Annotated in this window: 15 protein-coding genes; 9 read left to right on the forward strand and 6 right to left on the reverse strand. The window is 63.3% G+C overall.

Translation table 11 applies throughout. The features are described 5' to 3' along the window. Positions 1-5: 5 nt before the first annotated feature. Entirely contained in the window at positions 6-1,313 is a 1,308-nt protein-coding gene (gene pyrC / locus ABJ363_01655; protein ID MEP4377680.1) for a dihydroorotase, read from the reverse strand. Beyond that, positions 1,310-2,296, reverse strand: coding sequence for an aspartate carbamoyltransferase catalytic subunit (locus ABJ363_01660; GenBank protein MEP4377681.1), 987 nt, complete (start codon positions 2,294-2,296; stop codon positions 1,310-1,312). Before ABJ363_01660 ends, pyrC begins: the two co-directional genes overlap by 4 nt. A gap of 170 nt (positions 2,297-2,466) precedes the next feature. Between ABJ363_01660 and rfbF the strand changes: the two genes are divergently transcribed. Together rfbF and ABJ363_01670 are read left to right on the forward strand one after the other, a co-directional pair. Then, entirely contained in the window at positions 2,467-3,237 is a 771-nt protein-coding gene (gene rfbF, locus ABJ363_01665) for a glucose-1-phosphate cytidylyltransferase (GenBank protein ID MEP4377682.1), read from the forward strand. 43 nt (positions 3,238-3,280) lie between these two features. Further along, the gene (locus ABJ363_01670) at positions 3,281-3,961 is read left to right on the forward strand and encodes a cupin domain-containing protein (GenBank protein ID MEP4377683.1); all 681 of its coding nucleotides are present in this window, start codon (positions 3,281-3,283) and stop codon (positions 3,959-3,961) included. 6 nt (positions 3,962-3,967) lie between these two features. Here ABJ363_01670 and ABJ363_01675 read toward each other — a convergent pair whose 3' ends face one another. The 3 genes from ABJ363_01675 to ruvX are packed head-to-tail and all read right to left on the reverse strand — an operon-like array spanning position 3,968 to position 5,507. Then, the gene (locus ABJ363_01675) at positions 3,968-4,489 is read right to left on the reverse strand and encodes an STM3941 family protein (GenBank protein ID MEP4377684.1); all 522 of its coding nucleotides are present in this window, start codon (positions 4,487-4,489) and stop codon (positions 3,968-3,970) included. Further along, positions 4,486-5,040, reverse strand: coding sequence for a hypothetical protein (locus ABJ363_01680; GenBank protein MEP4377685.1), 555 nt, complete (start codon positions 5,038-5,040; stop codon positions 4,486-4,488). The genes ABJ363_01675 and ABJ363_01680 overlap by 4 nt, the downstream gene beginning before the upstream one ends. After that, positions 5,040-5,507: a Holliday junction resolvase RuvX gene (gene ruvX / locus ABJ363_01685; protein ID MEP4377686.1), complete on the reverse strand. Its 468-nt coding sequence runs from the start codon at positions 5,505-5,507 to the stop codon at positions 5,040-5,042. Before ruvX ends, ABJ363_01680 begins: the two co-directional genes overlap by 1 nt. 241 nt (positions 5,508-5,748) lie before the next feature. Here ruvX and ABJ363_01690 point away from each other — a divergent pair, with 241 nt between their 5' ends. The 4 genes from ABJ363_01690 (at position 5,749) to gatB (ending at position 10,728) form a co-directional block, all read left to right on the forward strand. After that, positions 5,749-7,332: a HAMP domain-containing sensor histidine kinase gene (locus tag ABJ363_01690; GenBank protein ID MEP4377687.1), complete on the forward strand. Its 1,584-nt coding sequence runs from the start codon at positions 5,749-5,751 to the stop codon at positions 7,330-7,332. Positions 7,333-7,402: 70 nt separating this feature from the next. Continuing rightward, complete coding sequence (gene gatC, locus ABJ363_01695; GenBank protein MEP4377688.1) at positions 7,403-7,690, forward strand: Asp-tRNA(Asn)/Glu-tRNA(Gln) amidotransferase subunit GatC; 288 nt, start codon at positions 7,403-7,405, stop codon at positions 7,688-7,690. Further along, positions 7,690-9,162 carry an Asp-tRNA(Asn)/Glu-tRNA(Gln) amidotransferase subunit GatA gene (gatA, locus tag ABJ363_01700; protein ID MEP4377689.1) on the forward strand — a complete coding sequence of 491 codons (1,473 nt, stop codon included), beginning with the start codon at positions 7,690-7,692 and terminating at the stop codon, positions 9,160-9,162. Before gatC ends, gatA begins: the two co-directional genes overlap by 1 nt. Positions 9,163-9,180: 18 nt before the next feature. Further along, positions 9,181-10,728 (forward strand): Asp-tRNA(Asn)/Glu-tRNA(Gln) amidotransferase subunit GatB, encoded by a 1,548-nt coding sequence (gene gatB, locus ABJ363_01705; protein MEP4377690.1) that lies wholly within the window; start codon positions 9,181-9,183, stop codon positions 10,726-10,728. Between the two features lies 1 nt (position 10,729). On the opposite strand, the gene ABJ363_01710 is transcribed toward gatB, so the two are convergent. Then, positions 10,730-11,566 carry a hypothetical protein gene (locus ABJ363_01710; protein ID MEP4377691.1) on the reverse strand — a complete coding sequence of 279 codons (837 nt, stop codon included), beginning with the start codon at positions 11,564-11,566 and terminating at the stop codon, positions 10,730-10,732. Between the two features lie 133 nt (positions 11,567-11,699). Between ABJ363_01710 and ABJ363_01715 the strand changes: the two genes are divergently transcribed. The 3 genes from ABJ363_01715 to ABJ363_01725 all read left to right on the forward strand — a co-directional run bounded on the left by ABJ363_01715 (position 11,700) and on the right by ABJ363_01725 (position 14,705). Next, positions 11,700-12,632 carry an AEC family transporter gene (locus ABJ363_01715; protein ID MEP4377692.1) on the forward strand — a complete coding sequence of 311 codons (933 nt, stop codon included), beginning with the start codon at positions 11,700-11,702 and terminating at the stop codon, positions 12,630-12,632. Positions 12,633-12,766: 134 nt separating this feature from the next. Then, positions 12,767-13,633 (forward strand): SDR family oxidoreductase, encoded by an 867-nt coding sequence (locus tag ABJ363_01720; protein MEP4377693.1) that lies wholly within the window; start codon positions 12,767-12,769, stop codon positions 13,631-13,633. Between the two features lie 154 nt (positions 13,634-13,787). Beyond that, on the forward strand, positions 13,788-14,705 hold the full coding sequence (locus ABJ363_01725) for a hypothetical protein (GenBank protein MEP4377694.1): 918 nt from the start codon (positions 13,788-13,790) through the stop codon (positions 14,703-14,705). Positions 14,706-14,809: the final 104 nt, after the last annotated feature.

Genomic DNA, 14,809 nt, shown 5'->3' on the forward strand with positions numbered 1-14,809 from the left:
TGGGTTTACGACGCAGTAGTATAGATGGTTCGGCCGTCGACGATGGTGCGGATCACGCGCCCTTGAACGAGCCTGCCATCGAAGGGCGAATTCTTCGATTTGGAGGTAAAGCTGTCCGGCTCGATCCGGGAGGGTCGTTCCGGGTCAAAAATCACAATATCGGCCGCCCCGCCCACATGCAGCCGGCCGACGGGCAGTTTCAGGAGTTCGGCCGGGCGGGCGGTGACCTTGCTCAGCGCCGCCGCGAGATCGAGATGGCCGTTGTGGACCAGCTCCAGGGTCAGGGCGAGGAGGCTCTCGAGCCCGGCAGCGCCGAATTCCGCCTGTTCGAACGGCAGGCGTTTCGATTCCTGATCCTGGGGAAAGTGATCCGACGCGATACAGTCGATGGTGCCGTCGGCGAGCCCGTCGACGACCGCCTGCCGGTCGTCCTCGGTGCGCAACGGCGGCGACAGCTTGGCGAAGGTCCGGTATTCGCCCACCGCCAGCTCGTTCAGCGCAAAATAGGGCGGTGCCGTGTCGCAGGTCACCCTGAGGCCGTCGGCCTTGGCGGCGCGGATCTTCGCGACGGATTCCGCGGTGGAGATATGGGCGGCGTGGTATCGCCCGCCGGTCATTTTCACGAGCGCGAGGTCACGGTCGATCATGATCGTTTCGGCCTCGCGCGGAATGCCGGGAAGGCCCAGCCGCGTCGCGAGCTCGCCCGACTGCATGACCCCGCCGTTTGAGAGGCTCGCTTCGTCGGGATGCTGCACGATCAGCGCGTCGAAGGCCTGCGCGTATTTGAGGGCCCGCGACAGGGTCTTCGCATTCGCGACGGCACTGCGACCATTGGTGAAGGCCACCGCGCCGGCCTGCTTCAGCAGGCCCATCTCGACGATTTCGTCGCTGTCGGCGTTGCGCGTCACCGTCGCGTAGGCGAATACCTTGACGAGTTTGACGTCGCGCGCGCGCCGGGCAACGAATTCGAGGACCGAGGCATCATCGATCGCAGGATCGGTGTCGGGCAGGGTGACAACGGCGGTGACGCCGCCGGCGGCTGCCGCGCGGCTGCCGCTCTCGATGTCTTCCTTATGCTCGTTGCCGGGTTCGCAGAAATCGACCCGCATATCCACGAGACCCGGGGTCAGCACCGCGCCCTCGCAATCGACGATCTCGGTGCCCGCAGGCATGCCCGTGGCAAAAATATCCGGTCCGATCGCCATGATCCGCGTGCCGTCGGTCAGGACCCCGCCCCCGGTGCTGGCGGGCGTATCAAGGCCCGACGCCGGGTCGATCACCCTGGCGTTGGTATAGGCGACTTTACCGGTCATGGGGTGGCCACGAGCCTTTCGCGCGTCAGGACATCGAGACATGCCATGCGAACCGCGACACCCATCTCCACCTGTTCGCGGATCAGGGAGCGGTCGATATCGTCGGCGACATCGGAATCGATTTCCACGCCCCGGTTCATCGGCCCCGGGTGCATGATCAGCGCGTCCGGCTTGGCGTGCTGCAGCTTGTCATAGTCGAGGCCGTAGAACTCGAAATATTCATGTACGGACGGCACGAAGGAGCCCTCCATGCGCTCGCGCTGGAGACGCAGCATCATCACGATGTCGCAGCCTTCCAGGCCCGCGCGCATGTCGTGGAAGACCTCGACCCCCAACCGTTCCATCGCCGCCGGGATCAGGGTCGGCGGGGCGATAACCCGCACCCGTGCGCCCATCGTTTGCAACAGGTAGATGTTCGAGCGCGCCACCCGGCTGTGGGCGACATCGCCGCACAGGGCGACCAGAAGCCCTTGCAGGGTGCCTTTGCGCCGCCGGATGGTCAGCGCGTCGAGCAGCGCCTGGGTCGGGTGTTCGTGGCTGCCGTCGCCGCCATTGATGACGGCACAGTTCACCTTTTCCGACAGGAGCTTCACCGCGCCCGCATTGGAGTGCCGGACGACGAGCGCATCGGCGTGCATGGCGTTCAGGGTCATCGCCGTATCGACGATTGTCTCGCCCTTTTTTATCGAGGAATTGGCGACCGCGATGTTGATGACATCCGCGCCCAACCGCATGCCCGCCAGTTCGAAACTGGTGCGGGTCCGTGTCGAGTCTTCGAAGAACAGATTGATCAGAATCTTGTCGCGCATCAGGTCGAATTTGGGGCCGCGCGCGCGGTTATGTTCCGCGTAGCGGTTCGACAGATCGAGCAGGTAGGTGATCTCGTCCGGCGACAGATCCTGGATGCCCAATAGATGACGATGTGGAAACGGGAATTCCGCTGGCTGATCTTGAGCGGAGAGGCCTGTGGTGGCTGCAGTCATTAAAGCGGGAATATAGGGACGGGACTCACGATATTGCAAGGCGTTGTTATGCACCGATGCCGGAAGCCCGCCACGGACGCTGCGGATTTCTGGCGACGCAACCCCGGCTCTGCTAGAAGGCGAGGACGGAACCGGGCGGCCATGATGCGGCCAAGGGGGGAGACCGGGCGATGAAAGCGGTGATACTGGCTGGCGGGCGCGGGACGCGTCTTGCCGAGGAAACGGAGCTTCGACCCAAGCCGATGATCGAGATCGGCGGGCGTCCGATCCTGTGGCACATCATGAAGATCTACGGGCATCACGGGATCACCGACTTCGTGATCTGCCTCGGCTACAAGGGCTACCTGGTCAAGGAGTATTTCGCGAACTATGTGCTGCATTCCTCCGATGTCACGGTCGATCTCGCGACGAATGAAATTCGCTATCACAACATGACCGCCGAACCCTGGACGGTCACCCTGGTCGACACCGGCGACGACACCCAGACCGGCGGGCGTATCGCGCGCGTGGCCGAACATCTGGATGGTGAGCCGTTCTGCCTGACCTACGGTGACGGCGTCGCGGATATAGACGTGGCCGCCAGCGTCGCCTTCCACAAGGAACAGGGCGCACGTTGCACCATGACGGCCGTGCGCCCACCGGGACGCTTCGGGGCGGCCGAAATTGAACGTGGCAAGGTGACGCGTTTCGCGGAGAAACCGCGCGGCGATGGCGGCACCATCAATGGCGGCTTCTTCGTCTGCGAGGCGAGTGTGCTCGACCTGATTGACGGCGACTCCACCGTTTGGGAACAGGCACCCCTCAACAGCATGGCCGAGGCCGGGGAGCTCGGAGCCTGGCGCCATGACGGGTTCTGGCAGCCGATGGATACCCTGCGGGAGAAAAATCAGCTCGAGGCGCTGTGGGACGCGGGCGACGCGCCCTGGAAGGTCTGGGATTGAACGCCTGCCGGCGGCGCTTAGGTTCCTGTCAGGAGTGTAGTCCATGGAAGTAAACGCCGATTTCTCCCAGCGAGTCGTGATCGATACCAATGCGCTGGATTGGATACCGTCGCCGCTCGCCGGCGTGGACCGGCGCATGCTCGACCGGGTCGGCGACGAGGTGGCCCGGGCGACGAGTATCGTGCGCTATGCGCCGGGCAGCGCGTTCTCGCCCCATACACATTCCGGCGGCGAAGAGTTTTTCGTCCTGGACGGGACCTTCTCCGACGAGCATGGCGATTACGGTCCGGGCTTCTATGTGCGCAACCCGGTGGGTTCGGCGCACACGCCATCGAGCGACGGGGGCTGCACCATTTTGGTCAAACTCCGGCAGATGGACCCCGACGATCAGGACTTCGTGCGCATCGACACGGCGAACGGTGACTGGCAGGTGACGGAACGGGATGGGGTCGAGATGCTGCCGCTCCACGAATATGGCGACGAGCGGGTCATGATGTTTCGTTTGGCACCCGGCGCGTCTGTGCCCCTGCACGGCCATGCCGGCGGCGAGGAGTTGCTGGTTGTTGAGGGCGAACTGGCCGACGAGCATGGGCGTTATCCGCAAGGTACCTGGCTGCGCAGCCCGCCGGGCACCCGCCATGCGCCGTTCAGCGATGCGGGCTGCGTAATCTATGTGAAGCTCGGCCATCTGGCCGAGGTGCGTGGATTGAACATCGACGCCTAGTGCGAGTTACGCGCTGCTGAATCGGTCGTGGTAGCGCTCGGTCTCGCGCTGGACATCGTCCAGTCGTCGTCCGAGGAAAGTGGCCGGGATGTTGACCGGCGACTGGGAAATCCCGGCCAGCGCGCGCACCATCCAGCGCCGGTGGGGCGGCACACGGGAAATCACCGCGCCGGGATCATGGGGCACCACGCCGATCAGCCGTGCCAGATAGGTGCGCCGCGGCGCGATCCGTTCGATCTCCGACCAGTTCATCCAGCCGACCGCGAAGGGTGAGGCGTTGTCGAACAGTCCGTCCCGATTTAGCACCACCACCGGCGCGTTCGAGATCAGGCGGTAGGTGGCGTAGATCCCGCTCGCGCCGAAGGCGATGAGCCCGCCGGCCCCGACCAGCTGTGCATAGATGTCCGGGGTCAACAGGAAGAACACAGCCGCGACGGCGAACATGGCAGAACCGAAGACGGTCGCGAGGGTCTTCGACCGGGTCGGGTAGACGATTATTTCCGGGAAGTCGTTTTTCTTCACGCTCATGGCCGCGGGTTTCCAAACTTGCGGTGATAATGGGCCAGAATGCCGAGCAGGTGGTCGCGGTTGATATTCAGGCGCCAGGTGTTGAGCTTGATGATGTTCTTCGCGAAGGCGGAATCGAACCAGATCAACCCACGGCGCAGCGGGTGCATCCGCGCCATGATGGCCTTCTTGTCGTCGACCAGCACCCAGACCACCTGCTTGTGGGGCATGCCGCGCACGTCGCGGATCTCTCCCCAGCTGATCGTGCCCATGTTGAAACATTCTGAGGGATCGGAGATGCCCGTTTCGTCGACCCTGAACTGTGGTTGTCCGTATAGCCGCGCATGCAGGCCCAGCAGTATCCAGACGGTCGCGACCAGGCCACCGCCGCCGCAGATCACCAGGGGCAGGGCGGTTATGTCCTGTCCGCTCGCGCCCGTCAGAATGCGGAACACGACCCAATAGGCGCCGCCTGTCATGGCGCATATGAACAGCATCGTTGTGGCGAATTTCGACCCCGACGGGCCAATCGTGATTTCGGGGAATTCTTCGATATCGGGCTTGTCGCTCATCAGCTGTTCCGCAGGTAATCGAGATAATTCTGGAGAATGATCGAGGCGGCCATCTTGTCGATGACCTCGCCGCGGCGTTTTCGGTTCATGTCGGCCTGATCGATCAGCACCCGCTCGGCCTCGGCGGTGGTCAGGCGCTCATCCCAGAAGGTGATCGGAAGATCGACCTTGCCGGCCATGTTGTTGGCGAAGGCGCGGGTGGACTGGGCGCGGGGGCCTTCCGAGCCGTCCATGTTGCGCGGCAGGCCGAGGACCAGGCCGCCGACCTCTTTCTCGGCAATCAACGTCAGAAGCTTTTCCGCATCGGCGGTGAATTTGGTGCGGCGCAGGGTCTCCAGCGGTGAGGACACCATGAGCATCGAATCCGATACCGCGAGACCGATGGTCTTGGTGCCGAGGTCAAAGCCGAGCAAGCGTCCGCGTGGCGCCAGGGCGGATTTCATCTCGTTGGGTTCGACGATCAGCATGCAAACTGTTTAGGCGTCGCACGGTGGCGTGTCTATCGTCCGTCCAGCCTTGGAGACGCTGCGCCCGCTGTTATCCACCGGCTGGCTGTCGGTCGACAACTTGTCGTTAACCATTGCGATGATACGTTGAAAATCAGGAGTTTCTTAAGTAACCTGCCAGTGTCTCGGGGGAGGCGCTTTAAGCCATTTGGTTTGGAAATCTGCCGTTATGCGGTCCCTGAGGACGTTGCCTGACCTATTCTTGTCACACAGCCTGACCGGCTTTGTTCGGCTGGGCCGCTTCGGTATTCCGGTCGGCTTCGCGCTGATCGCCGCGCCGGTGTTTCTGGCCGTCGGTTTTCTGGTCCTACGCGCAGAACAGGACACAGCGACAAATGCGCTTGTTCGGGCCACGGAGGTTCAGAATGCGGGCATCGCACGGACGCTTGCGAATGCTCATGCAGAGCCGATCTCTTATCTGCTTGCCTTCGATATCGGCGATGCGCCGGAGTTATTGCCCATCGGGCTGCGGCGTTCGGGTCTGACGCCGCTCATCGAAGCGAGCATACGTGACACGAATGTCGTGGACGTCAGACTCTACGACAAAGCCGGCATCACCCTGTTCTCGCTTGATCAGAGTCAGTTGGGCCAGGACATCTCGGCCTGTGAGTGCTTTCGCGAGGTGATGCAGGACGGTACATACAGCGAGCTTATACATGTTGGTCCCGAGGGCCATCTTCATGAAAACTCCCCTCATTCGCACGGTTCGACCGAGTTTGATCATCTCTCGACCATGCTTCGCCTGAATGTGCTGACTCCCCATTTGGTCGCAACGGAAAGTGTGCTCGAGCTGCGGTCGGATGTGACGGGCCTCGTCGCACCGATCATTGCAGCTCAGCGGGAAACCAGAATGGAAGTCGGTATTCCGCTCGTGGCGCTTTATATTCTCATGGTGGCGCTGGTCACATTCGGCCATGCGACGGTTGTCCGGCGGGATCGGCAGGCGGCGATGTTCGCAGCGCGTGCCGCCCAGAGCGAGGCGTCGGACCGGGCGAAGTCCGAATTCCTGTCGCTGATGAGTCACGAGCTGCGCACGCCCCTGAACGCCATCGTCGGGTTCTCCCAGCTGATCTCGGACTACAGCCGCAACCGGTCCGATGAAGAAGCGGTTGGGTGGGCTGACGCGGTCCATGACAGCGGCCTGCACATGACCCGGGTGGTGTCCTCCATTCTGGATATCACGGCCCTTGAGCTCGGCGAGTTCGAACTCGATCGCGAGATTTTGTGCCTGCCCGATATTGTCGATGCCGCCGCAAAGGCGGTTCAGCCGGCCTTCGATACGGGGCTTGTTACCTTGACGGTTCAACACGACGGACATCGGAAAGCCGTTCATGGCGACGCGCAGAAGCTGTGTGAGGTGTTCGAGAATTTGCTTTCGAATGCGGCGCGCTTCACACCGGCGGGCGGTACGGTGGATGTCACGCTCGATTCCAACCGTGACGGGTTCGTGTCGGTAAAAATCCGCGATACCGGTGCGGGCATGACCAAAACCCAGATAGAGCAAGCGCGCCTGCCCTTCCAGACGAACTGGAGCGGCCTGTCCCGTGAAGCCGACGGTGCAGGTCTGGGGCTGACGATCGCCGACCGGGTCGTGAAACTGCTCGGCGGCAGTCTCGGCATCGAGAGTGTCGAGCATGAAGGCACGCTGGTCACGGTCTCCTTGCCCGTTATCAGGCCCGACAACGCGAATGACGCCGAAGTGGATCCGATCCCATTGCATCGCTTGGATAATCCGAAAACCGCCGATCCCGCTGGTGACCTGTTCGGTCGGAAAATCGTTGCCTGACAGGATTGCCGCGTTTCCGTCGCGGTGATAGCTTCCGCGCCGTTTCCGAACTTTAACCCTCCGGTCTTTCATGGCGCTCGATACCGACACCGTTCGTCGCATTGCGCGGCTCGCCCGCATCCACGTCGAAGACGCGGCGCTGGCGCCGCTTGCCGACGAGCTCAACAACATCCTCGGCTGGATCGAACAGCTCGACGAGGTCGACACGGACGGTGTCGATCCCATGACCAGCGTGGTCGAGATGGTCCAGCGCCTGCGCGCCGACGAGATGAATGACGGCGATATTCAGGAGGACGTGCTGGCCAACGCGCCGGACCCGGCGGACGGGTTCTTTACCGTACCGAAGGTGGTCGAGTAATGAGCGCGTTGACCGACCTGACGATTGCCGCCGCGGGCGCGGGCCTCGACAAGGGTGACTTCACCGCCCGCGAGCTGACCGATGCGTATCTGGCCGCGATGGAAGATGCGCGCGCGCTCAACGCCTACACCGCCGAGACCCCGGAGCGGGCGCAGGCGATGGCCGACGCATCGGACGCGCGCCGTGCCAAGGGTGGTGTGGCGGGGCCGCTGGACGGTATCCCGCTGGCGATCAAGGATCTGTTCTGCACAGAGTGCGTGCTGTCCACGGCGGGCAGCCACATCCTCGACGGGTTCGAGCCACGCTACGAATCGACCGTCACCCGGAACCTCTGGGATGCGGGTGCGGTCATGCTCGGCAAGGTGAACATGGACGAGTTCGCCATGGGCTCGGCCAACGTTACCAGCCATTACGGGCCGGTGATCAATCCATGGAAGGCCGCCAGCGGCGACGCGGCGGGCAAGGATTTGGTGCCCGGCGGTTCGTCGGGCGGCTCGGCAGCGGCGGTTGCCGCACGGATCGCGGCGGGCGCGACCGGCACCGACACGGGCGGCTCGATCCGCCAGCCGGGTGCGTTCTGCGGCATCGTCGGCATGAAGCCGACCTACGGGCGCTGCTCGCGCTGGGGCGTGATCGCGTTTGCCAGTTCGCTCGATCAGGCGGGACCGCTGACCCACACGGTCGAGGATTCCGCACTCATGCTGACGGCCATGGCGAGCTTTGACCCGAAGGATTCGACCAGCGTGGACCAGCCGGTGCCCGACTTCGCCGCGGCGCTGACGGGCGATATCCGGGGGCTCCGGGTCGGCGTGCCTGCCGAGTACCGGATGGATGGCACCCCGCCCGAGATCGAAGCGCTCTGGCAGCAGGGCATCGACTGGCTGCGCGACGCGGGCGCAGACATCGTCGACATCTCGCTGCCCCACACGAAATATGCGCTGCCGGCTTATTACATCGTCGCACCGGCCGAAGCGTCCTCGAATCTGGCCCGCTATGACGGCGTGCGCTACGGGCTACGGATCGCGGGGGAAGATCTCGCCGACACCTATGAGCGGACCCGCGCCGAAGGCTTCGGCGCGGAGGTGCAGCGCCGGGTGATGATCGGGACCTATGTGCTCTCGGCCGGCTACTACGATGCCTATTACCTGAAGGCGCAGCGGGTGCGCACGCGTATCGCTGATGATTTCCGCGCCGCCTGGAGCAACTGCGATGTAATCCTCACCCCGACCACGCCGAGTGCGGCGTTCGCCATCGGCGAGAAGATGGATGACCCGATCGCCATGTATCTGAACGATATCTTCACCGTCCCGGCCTCGATGGCGGGGTTGCCGGCGATTTCGGTCCCGGCCGGTCTGTCGGGTGACGGGCTGCCGCTGGGGCTGCATTTGATCGCGCCCGCATTCGGCGAAGAGACGCTGTTTCGGGCCGCCGGCGTGCTCGAGAGTGCCGCAGCCTTCGACGCGCGTCCGTGAGTTAGACTGAGAAACGATATGAGCGACGCGACCGACACCGCCGACGAAAACATCCCCGAACATCTGGTGGCGCATTTCACGTCCCGGGTCGGCCACAACTCCGACGACCTGATCGAGGGCGAGACCGGGCCGTGGGAGATCGTCATCGGCATGGAGGTCCATGCCCAGGTGATTTCTGAATCCAAGCTCTTCTCCGGCGCGTCCACCGAATTCGGCGGTGAGCCCAACAGCCATGTGAGCCTCGTCGATGCGGCGATGCCGGGCATGCTGCCGGTGCTCAACATCGCCGCCGTCCGCCAGGCGGTGCGCACAGGGCTGGGCCTCGAGGCTGCGATCAACCTGCGTTCGGTGTTCGATCGTAAGAATTACTTCTACGCCGATTTGCCCCAGGGCTATCAGATCAGCCAGTTTTCCGATCCGATCGTGGGGGAGGGGCGCGTGTCCGTTGATCTGGAAGACGGCGAGAGCTTCGAGGTGGGCATCGTGCGCATTCACCTGGAGCAGGATGCGGGCAAGTCGATCCATGATCGCCACCCGACCCAGACCTATATCGATCTGAACCGCTCCGGTGTGGCGCTGATGGAGATCGTCTCCAAGCCCGACATCCGTTCCGGCGAGGAGGCGGCAGCCTATCTGGCGAAGCTGCGCTCGATCCTGCGTTATCTGGGCACGTGCGACGGCAATATGCAGGAAGGCTCCATGCGCGCCGACGTGAATGTCTCGGTGCGCCGGCCGGGCGAAGACCTCGGCACGCGCTGCGAGATCAAGAACGTCAATTCGCTGCGGTCCGTGCGCGAGGCCGTGGATTACGAGGCGCGGCGCCAGGTCGAGATCCTCGAAGAAGGCGGCGAGATCGATCAGGAGACGCGCCTGTTCGACGCCGACCGGGGCGAGACGCGCTCGATGCGTTCCAAGGAAGAGGCCCATGACTATCGTTACTTCCCCGACCCGGATTTGCTGCCGGTCGTGATCGAGCAGTCGTTCGTGGACGAGATCAAGGCGAGCCTGCCCGAGCTGCCCGACGCCAAGGCGGCGCGGTTCGCCTCGGAGTTCGGCCTGAATGCCTATGATGCTGGTGTACTCGTCGCCGAGCGGGAGACGGCGGAATTCTATGAAGCCGTGGTCGATCCGGATGGTGCCAGGCGCGACCCAAAGATCGCCGCCAACTGGATCTCGGGAGATTTCTTTCGGCGCCTGAACGCCGATGATCTGGAGATCGCCGACAGCCCGGTCTCGGCCAGCCAGCTCGGCGGGCTGCTCGACCTGATCGCCGACGGGACCATTTCCGGAAAGATCGCCAAGGATGTGTTCGATGAGATGTTCGACAGCGGCAACGATGCGGCGGACATCGTCGAAGCCAAGGGCCTCAAGCAGATTTCGGACTCGGGCGAGATCTCAGCCATCGTCGATCAGATTATCGCCGACAACCCCGCCCAGGCCGACGAGTATCGGGGCGGCAACACCAAGGTCGCAGGCTGGTTCACCGGCCAGGTGATGAAGGCGACCCAGGGCAAGGCGAACCCGCAGATGGTCAACCAGCTGCTGCAGGAAAAGCTGGGCGGCTAGGTCAGCCTGCGCGCGCCCCGTCGCTGAAAGTTGCGCTTTCTGCCGGCCCGCCTTCCGGCGTGAAGGTTCCTTCGCCGTGGGGCTTGCCGGCCCTGGTCGGCCCGACGAACCGGTCGCCGTTCTTCCAGATGTACAAGACATTGCCGACGGGAGCGCCGCTTTCGAAGTCACCTTCAATCCGGTCGCCGCTCGGAAACGCCATGATGCCGGCCCCATGCGGCCGATTTGCCCTGAACGCGCCCGTGTAGGTTATGCCGGGGCGCTGCAGAATGCCCTCGGGGGTGACATGATATGTCAGCGCCAGTTTCCCATGGCCTTCGCGCAGGCCATCGGCGAACGCGCCTTCGTATCGGCTCGCCGCGATGCGCGGTCGAATTGTCTCCGTCACCCCGTGACCGTGCCGTTCTCCGTCATGGAATGAACCTTTGTAGGTGCCGGCAACTTGGCCGCTGATATCGAAATACTCGACCGTGGCGTCGCCTTCCCGTTTGCCGTCGACCATGCGCCCTTCGAATATGCCGCGCAGCCGCCCGTCATGTGTCCAAACAAGGCTGCCTGGCCCCGATACTATCCGGGTCCCGTCCGATCTGGTGGCGCACGCGCCAGCCCATTCGGCGTTCGTGCCGCTGCTGCTGGTGTCGCCCGGTATCCAGACGCGGCACTGCTGTTTTCGGGTGGATATCCAGATACCCGCCTTGAGTGCACGCAAATCGACCTTGTCGCCGCTGTCCGCGTTGCGGACCACCTGTCCGGGTGAAACACCATCCGTGTTGCATCCGGCCAGCACGAGGATGCCGGCGCTGAGCGCGAATTGGCGAATCCGGCTTCGAAGGTCCATGCGTATTTCCCGCGTGCTTATGAAAATGTCGGAAGCGTTCTCGGTCAGTTTGCAGTAGTCCTGGGGTTCCACTCAACACTCTTGCGCGGGCCCGGCCTTGATTGAGGCCTGCTCGAAAGTCACGCTCTTCGGTATGAACACCGTCTTCGCCATTGTGCTGCCCATCTTCGGACTGATCGCCCTCGGGGTGATCGGCGGGAAGTCGCGTTTCTTCCCCGAGAGCGCGGTCAACGGGCTCAACAATTTCGTGTTGTATGTCGCCGTCCCGGCGCTGCTGTTCCGCACCATTTTGCGCGCCGAGCCGCTCGAGCATCTGAACATGGACGTGGCCTACGCCTATTATCTCGGCTCGTTTGCGATGCTGGGGGCGGCCATGCTGTTCGGGCGCGGCGTGTTCGGGCTGCGCGACGGGGAGCGGGCGTCGTTTGCCATGGGCACGATGTTTGCCAACACCTCCCTGCTGGGCATCCCGATCATTTTCGCCGCCTACGGCGAGGCGGGGCTGGTGCCCCTGATGGTCATCATCACCTTCCACTCGCTGGTCTTCTCGACGATCTTTTTTACCCTGCATGATCTGGGCAAAGCCGGTGCGGTCGGCTGGCGCGGGACGGCGCGGCTCGCCGGGCGTTCGATCATCACCAACCCGGTGATCATTTCGATCGCCGTGGGTTTCGTCTGGTCCGTTTTCGGTCTGGGGCTGCCGGGGCCCGTCTCGACGATCATCGACATGCTCGCGGATGCCACCATCCCCACCGCGTTGTTCGCGCTGGGGGCGGTGCTGGCCGGGTTCAAGGTGGCGGGCAACATCCCGCAGGCGGCGACCATGGCCGTGGCCAAGCTGATATTGCACCCGCTGGTCGTGTTCGTGGTCGCGCGCACCCTGTTCGACCTGTCGGACCTGGAGCTAACAGTCGTAACCATCACCGCCGCGCTGCCGGGTGGGTTGATGGTGTTCCTGATTGCCCAGTCCTACGGCGTGTATGTGGCGCGTGCCGCGTCAACTCTGGTGATTGGCACCGCGGGGTCGCTGATCACTGTGTCTGTTCTGCTGGCGTGGTTCGCATAGCGAACAAGTGTGCGACTTGTGTGCTTGATCCCACGGGGATGTGAACCAGATCACCTTCCATACGTCAGCGTATGGTCGTAAGGCAGCTTGTCTGACGTTCGGGCATTCGAACCATTGAACAGGGGACAGAAATCATGATCGGTGTCATCGGGGCCACAGGCTCCACCGGCCGCGCGCTTGTCGCGGCCCTCAAGGAAAAGGGCGCGGACTTCCGCTGCCTCGTGCGTGATCCGGCCGCGGCGGCCGAGAAACTCGGCGACGATGTCGCGCTGGTGCAGGCCGACCTCGCCGATGCGGCGAGCCTCGAGACGGGCCTCGCGGGCTGCGACAAGGTCTTTCTGCTGTCGGGCCATAGCCCGGTGATGGTCGCGCAGCAGATGAACGCCGTGAATGCGGCCAAGTCCGTGGGTGCGACCCACATCGTCAAGCTGTCCGGCGGCAGCTTCATCATCAAGGAAGACACGCCGGCCAAGATCGGCCGCGGCCATTGGGAGATCGAGGAAGCGATCAAGACCAGCGGTCTCGACTGGACGTTCCTGCGCCCCGGCTTCTTCATGCAGAACTTCCTGAACATGGCCGAGGCGATCAAGGCCATGGGCAAGGTGATGATGCCGCTGCCCGCCGATGTGGGACTCGGGATGATCGACGTGCGCGACACCGCGGACGCGGCGGCGGGAATCCTCACCACCGACGGCCATGCCGGCAAGGTCTATGAACTGTCCGGCTCGGATGTCAGCCCGGCGGAGGCCGTCTCCGCCATCGGATCTGTGATCGGCAAGGAGATCACCTTCGTCCAGGTACCCATGGAGGGCGCGATTGGCGCCATGAAGGAGCGCGGCATGCCCGACTGGCTGGTCGATCATCAGAGCACCCTGATGGGAATCGCCGCGAATGGCGACATGGCGAGCTATGGCAACGATTTGATCGAGACCCTGGCCGGCCACGCGCCGCGCACGCCGGCGGATTTTGCCCGTGACCACGCGGCGGCGTTCGGCGGCTGACGGATTTCGTCAATCGAACGACGAGGAGGGCGGGCGCCGAGCCCGCCCTTTTTGCTGCCGGTCGCTATTCTTGACTTGCGGGAGCGGGGTATTAGGTCTTATATAAGACTAATATGTGCACGAGACCATGACAATAAGGATGACGGAGGCCGCCATGAGTGCCGTTGAGACCCTTACCGGAACCGAAGACGCCGACCCGAATGCCGCGCCTTCCAAGTACCAGTTTCTGCTGATCCCGCCGTTCCGTCTCCCGAGCAAAACGAAATGGGGCTACCAGACCCTGCATCTGGACGGTGAGCTGCCGAAGAAAGAGCGCCTGATGAATGCCGACATGGTGCTGCCCTATCTCGGCGGCATCGACTGGGACCTGCACCCGGGCGCCGAGGCGACCTATGGCGACTGGCCGGTGGAAACCCGCGAGGAGTTCGCCTACGCCTCTGATGCGCGGCTCAAGAATATCCGCATTGCGATCGAGACCGGCAAATATAACGGCATCGTGCTGCTCGGCGGCGGCGAGCCGGGCTTCCTCGAAGCGCGCGAGATGTGCCGCAAGGCGGGGATCGTGTGCACGGGCAACGCCCATTCCCAGATGTATCTGGCGACGATCCTGGGCAACAAATATTCGGTGATCGACATCGCCGGCGTGCACAATGTCTACTATCGCGACCTGATCTATCAGCACCAGCTGCAGAATCGCTGTGCGTCAATCCGTAACATCGGCATGCGTCTGCCTCGCCCCGGTGCAGAGGACGGACCCCAGCTGCGCGCCGAGCGCGAGAAGGCGCTGGCGGGCGAGAAATCCCTGGCGGTCGACAATGCGGTCGAGCAGGCGGAAAAGGCGCTGATGGAAGACGGCGCTGAGGTGATTACCCTTGGCTGTTCCGGCACCTTCTGGCTCAAGCCGTTCATCGAGAAGGGGCTTGCGGAGCGGGGTTGGGAAGTGCCCGTGCTCGAGGGTTATTCGTCCTCGATCGCGCTGGCCAAGCTGATGATCGATCTGGGGGTGAACGCGTCCGGCATCACCTTCATGGAAGATCACCCCAAGCGGCTGCCCGAGAAGTTCATCGTCTGACGTGTAGAAGCTGACTCAAAATCTGTTTCTCGCAAGGGAGTGGGAGTTCAAGTCTCCCCGGGGGCACCAATGTTTTCGGTACGTACTGTTGAATCTCGTGCGCT

Source organism: Alphaproteobacteria bacterium (genome assembly GCA_039980135.1).
GTDB lineage: Bacteria > Pseudomonadota > Alphaproteobacteria > UBA6615 > UBA6615 > UBA8079.

What these genes read in the sequence shown, in the direction of transcription:
- pyrC (MEP4377680.1), bottom strand. Translation starts at nt 1,313, where the DNA reads ATGACCGGTAAAGTCGCCTATACCAACGCCAGGGTGATCGACCCGGCG.
- ABJ363_01660 (MEP4377681.1), bottom strand. Translation starts at nt 2,296, where the DNA reads ATGACTGCAGCCACCACAGGCCTCTCCGCTCAAGATCAGCCAGCGGAA.
- rfbF (MEP4377682.1), top strand. Translation starts at nt 2,467, where the DNA reads ATGAAAGCGGTGATACTGGCTGGCGGGCGCGGGACGCGTCTTGCCGAG.
- ABJ363_01670 (MEP4377683.1), top strand. Translation starts at nt 3,281, where the DNA reads ATGGAAGTAAACGCCGATTTCTCCCAGCGAGTCGTGATCGATACCAAT.
- ABJ363_01675 (MEP4377684.1), bottom strand. Translation starts at nt 4,489, where the DNA reads ATGAGCGTGAAGAAAAACGACTTCCCGGAAATAATCGTCTACCCGACC.
- ABJ363_01680 (MEP4377685.1), bottom strand. Translation starts at nt 5,040, where the DNA reads ATGAGCGACAAGCCCGATATCGAAGAATTCCCCGAAATCACGATTGGC.
- ruvX (MEP4377686.1), bottom strand. Translation starts at nt 5,507, where the DNA reads ATGCTGATCGTCGAACCCAACGAGATGAAATCCGCCCTGGCGCCACGC.
- gatC (MEP4377688.1), top strand. Translation starts at nt 7,403, where the DNA reads ATGGCGCTCGATACCGACACCGTTCGTCGCATTGCGCGGCTCGCCCGC.
- gatA (MEP4377689.1), top strand. Translation starts at nt 7,690, where the DNA reads ATGAGCGCGTTGACCGACCTGACGATTGCCGCCGCGGGCGCGGGCCTC.
- gatB (MEP4377690.1), top strand. Translation starts at nt 9,181, where the DNA reads ATGAGCGACGCGACCGACACCGCCGACGAAAACATCCCCGAACATCTG.
- ABJ363_01710 (MEP4377691.1), bottom strand. Translation starts at nt 11,566, where the DNA reads ATGGACCTTCGAAGCCGGATTCGCCAATTCGCGCTCAGCGCCGGCATC.
- ABJ363_01715 (MEP4377692.1), top strand. Translation starts at nt 11,700, where the DNA reads ATGAACACCGTCTTCGCCATTGTGCTGCCCATCTTCGGACTGATCGCC.
- ABJ363_01720 (MEP4377693.1), top strand. Translation starts at nt 12,767, where the DNA reads ATGATCGGTGTCATCGGGGCCACAGGCTCCACCGGCCGCGCGCTTGTC.
- ABJ363_01725 (MEP4377694.1), top strand. Translation starts at nt 13,788, where the DNA reads ATGAGTGCCGTTGAGACCCTTACCGGAACCGAAGACGCCGACCCGAAT.